The following is a 3,629-nucleotide window of genomic DNA, read 5'->3' as shown; positions in this document are numbered from 1 at the left end:
AAAACGTTACGCAATGAGTTTGCAAGGTGTCTAAAGAATCCGGGGCGATTCAATCGGCTTCGCTAGCGCTCAGTGGCTTGAGTGCCTCGTTAGTCTTGGCAGCAGCTTCCATCAGCACCGCTTCTTCACGGGTACACTGAAAGTTGTTCGGGTCACTGAGTACGATCATTGAGCCAGCTTTGACGTCACCCCGATTAGGGTTGAGCGCCCGAAACTTGTTCATCACCGTCGGGTTGGGCGTAGGGAACAGCGTGTTCTCCAGTGCTTCGTGGGTCATGGTTTTGGGCACAACATAGAAGCCTGGCTGCTGTGGCTCTGAACGGTCGAATACGGCTGGAGCTGGAGTGCTCGATGGTGAAAATGCAGACTGACGAGGCGCTGGCGAACCGCTGGTTAGCGTTGATGAGGCAGATTGAGCGACTTGCTTGGTCGCAAGCGGTGCCGCACTTTTGTTGCGATAGTTGGCCGTAAAAACCGAGGGGATCAGACGGGCTCTGCAGGGGCAATCACTGAAGCTATCCAGCGTGCCAGCCATAAGCCTGCCATGGCTCACCATGTGCGAAATGCCACCGACGATCCGATAAGTTTTCCCGTCCTTACCACAAGTAACCCGATCACCTGCGCAGGCATGTAGGACACCAAAAATGTTGATTCTGTTATCACCATCCAGAACTTTCCCACCGCAGGTGGTTAAGTCACCCAAGCCAATGAAGTATCCGTCACTCATAGATATGCTCTCCATTTCTTCCGTTCGAACCTAAGATTTTCTTGACCGCAGGTTGCGACTCCCAACTTTGAGTAGGTGGCATGGCGAAACCGTTAAATAGCGTCATGCCTCACTCTTCAGTCCTCGATTACTGGCAAAAAGTCATCTGCCAATGCCACGCCTTGACGGGATATGAATAGGAGGCCACTTTGAGGAGTATTGATAATCTCGTCGCCATTGCTGAGATGGCTTCCCACCAGTGCAACATGGCTATTACCTTCTCCTGAGGCAGTTATTATTTTCGCCTTACTGCCATCGCTATAGACGACGTAATCGCCCTTCTGCGCTGCGCGTACCTGTTCACCGTTATCCAGCGTGAATTCCATCGGCGCTGTCGCATGTTGAATCACCGCGCCATTACGGGTTTGGCTGCCCGCAGTTGCCACTCGGTAAATAGCGATCGGGGGATGCTTTAGCGTAAGAACGCTGTTGGTTAACAATAGCCAAAGCCTGTTCGTCAAAACTGGCAAGCTGCCGTTCCGTGAAGGGAGATTTGTCCAGATTACGAAGATATTCTGGTGAAACTTGGTTGGTATACGCTAGGGGCAACGAGCCGTTCATTTGTATGATCCTGATCCATGGGGGCGGGTGTTGATAGCAGTCCACTACCCTGGAACATTGAATATCGAAGTCAAAGAGGAAATTTCCTACGAGAGCTCTCCCGGGGCCTAGACCAGCTCAACCTGGCGCAAGAGCGGCGCCGAGGGCTTTATCCTAGGCGTGGACGAACCTTTCACAGCCCGGCGCCAGATGCTGGAGCAATGATTGTTTCAGGGGAAGATTGCTTTGCTGTAATGTGGGAGCATTGGAAAGCGTTCATTGCCCATTAACGTTGTGTGGGGTGAGTCCTTGAACGCTTTACTAATACATCTACGATTAAGAAAACAAAAAACACCGGCACTTGGCCGGTGTTTGTGTTGCATATAGCTAGGGAGTTGTAGCGTCAAGGTCGAAGCTCACCATCTGAATTTCTCCATTAGTTTTAAAGATCGAGATACTATGAAATTCATACACTGTGTTATTGGTCTTTAATTTTACCTTATCCTCTACGACCTCACGAACAGCATTAGAGCTTTTTGTCACAAGAAATGGGTAGCTATTTTTTGACTTTAAAAGAGCCGCTTCGTCGCTAGGCTGAATGTCCATGAGGAAGTACCGATAGACATCTGCCACAGTAGCCCCTCCGGTATCGTATAAGACTTCATAGATAGCCCCGCCTTCACCAACTTTCGTGACTGAAACGACTTTGCTAGGATCTGGTCTGGAAGGCGAGCTTATATAAATATACAACCCCTGCCCTAGACAAATGATCAAAAGCGCCCAAATCCCCCACTTAGTAACCCCTTGATTTGGCATAATCTATACCAGCCTTGATCCACACTTGGTCAACTGGATCATCGCCATAAGGTGTATCTCCCCAAAAGGTCCCGAAAGTATTTTCTGACGTACCAGCCCTCATTTGAGCTGCACCTGCGGCTCGCAACAGCACTTGCTCCGGAATACCGCCCGCCGTGCCCACTGCACCATAATGGAAATTACCAAAATTCTCGTACTGTGGTTGACCTTTTTTGTAGTCCCAGGGGCCGCCATTTCGGACCTTGCCATAAAACCAGGTATAAAAATGAGCAGAGCCGCGAGACGGGTAAAACTGATCATTTTTTAGCGTCTCCTGCATATTATTTTCTAAGGATACACCTGGTGGAGCACTCGGCAATTGGCCCCTGCGGACCTTCCTTCTGGCATCACTCAGCATTCGTTTCTGGATCTCATCCTTTTTACTTTTTAGAAGTGCAATTTCGTCCTTGAGAATTTTTGCCGCGTACGCCGATTGGTTGGCTTTATTCCAAACATTAATCGTGTCCCTGGGCGCCAATGAACGAAGTGCCCGATTGAATGTTTCAGCCAAATAATCGTCAATGGTTTTCGTAAAGAAGACCGCGCCATAAAAACTATCTGCTACCGAATCTAGCGCCTTTTGTTCTGACTCTTTAGCTAAAATTAGCGTTTCCGCCAGGGTAAACGAGTTACGATTTCTTTCTTCTAAAGAGTTACCTGTGGCGGGGGATGATGCTTTCGCAGCTATTAGTTCGTCTGTCACCTTTTTTTCTAGGTTGTTTTTTTTGATCAGATAGTTTTGCTCCTCGTTTTGAATTGCACTGCGTAAAATAGGCGGATAAGTCTTGGACAAGAAATTTCTCATGCCTGTATGGTCGAAACCAGCACTATGGCCCATCATAGGGCCGCCGTTGCTATAGCCACCATTACCACCCACGCCACCCATTGGGGAGTAGTTTGGCGTTCCTACCCCTGTAATTGTTATGGGTGTTGTAATTTCCATCCGTCCAATTGGTCCCATTGGTCCTGCCATGTGCGTATCTCCTTATTTAGTGTCGAATCCAAAACAATTATTGGACCGATTTACGCTCGCCAGTGCTTGATAGGGCTGGCTTCCGTGCGTTCACCTTTCTCCCAATAGGGAAAAAGCTGCACGAAATACTGTATAAATATACATAATAAGCCGTCAAGTTCATTTATGCGTCAGTGCATAAAGGCGACGAATGGCAGGTTAACTGGATTTTAAACGTAATGATATAACCTTTCGGTGGTAGTCTGATTCTCAGGACAAATGAGGGTTTGACCCCCTTGTGGTTGCCTCTCCGGCCGAACCTCCTTCAGTATTTTACTTTGTACGTTGGCGAATCCTCCGGGCGTTGGCCACGTCGGTCATACAGGCGTGTCGTGCTGATATTGGCGTGACCCAGCCAAACCTGGACCTTGGCGATATCGGCGTCATGCTCCAGGGCATTGGTCGCGGCCGTGGCCCGCAAGCCATGCACGCCCAGCCCGTCGACGTGAATACCTG

General features: G+C 49.2%; 4 protein-coding genes. All 4 read right to left on the bottom strand.

The genetic code is table 11. The features are described 5' to 3' along the window. Positions 1 to 49: 49 nt before the first annotated feature. Positions 50 to 727: a PAAR domain-containing protein gene (locus E4O97_RS07090; RefSeq protein WP_348984549.1), complete on the bottom strand. Its 678-nt coding sequence runs from the start codon at positions 725 to 727 to the stop codon at positions 50 to 52. A gap of 116 nt (positions 728 to 843) precedes the next feature. Next, positions 844 to 1,236, bottom strand: a complete 393-nt coding sequence (locus tag E4O97_RS07085) for a hypothetical protein (protein ID WP_248161030.1) — start codon at positions 1,234 to 1,236, stop codon at positions 844 to 846. Between the two features lie 863 nt (positions 1,237 to 2,099). Continuing rightward, a complete protein-coding gene (locus tag E4O97_RS27555; RefSeq protein WP_348984548.1) occupies positions 2,100 to 3,134 on the bottom strand; it encodes a polymorphic toxin type 44 domain-containing protein in 1,035 nt (344 codons plus the stop codon). A gap of 304 nt (positions 3,135 to 3,438) precedes the next feature. Then, positions 3,439 to 3,629 (bottom strand): site-specific integrase (locus E4O97_RS07075; RefSeq protein ID WP_248161028.1); only part of this gene is annotated, 191 nt, incomplete at its 5' end.

The sequence above is a fragment of the Pseudomonas sp. W15Feb34 genome (assembly GCF_023127765.1).
In the GTDB taxonomy this organism is placed as follows: Bacteria; Pseudomonadota; Gammaproteobacteria; order Pseudomonadales; family Pseudomonadaceae; genus Aquipseudomonas; species Aquipseudomonas synxantha_A.
This window is presented reverse-complemented; position numbering and strand designations above follow the sequence as displayed.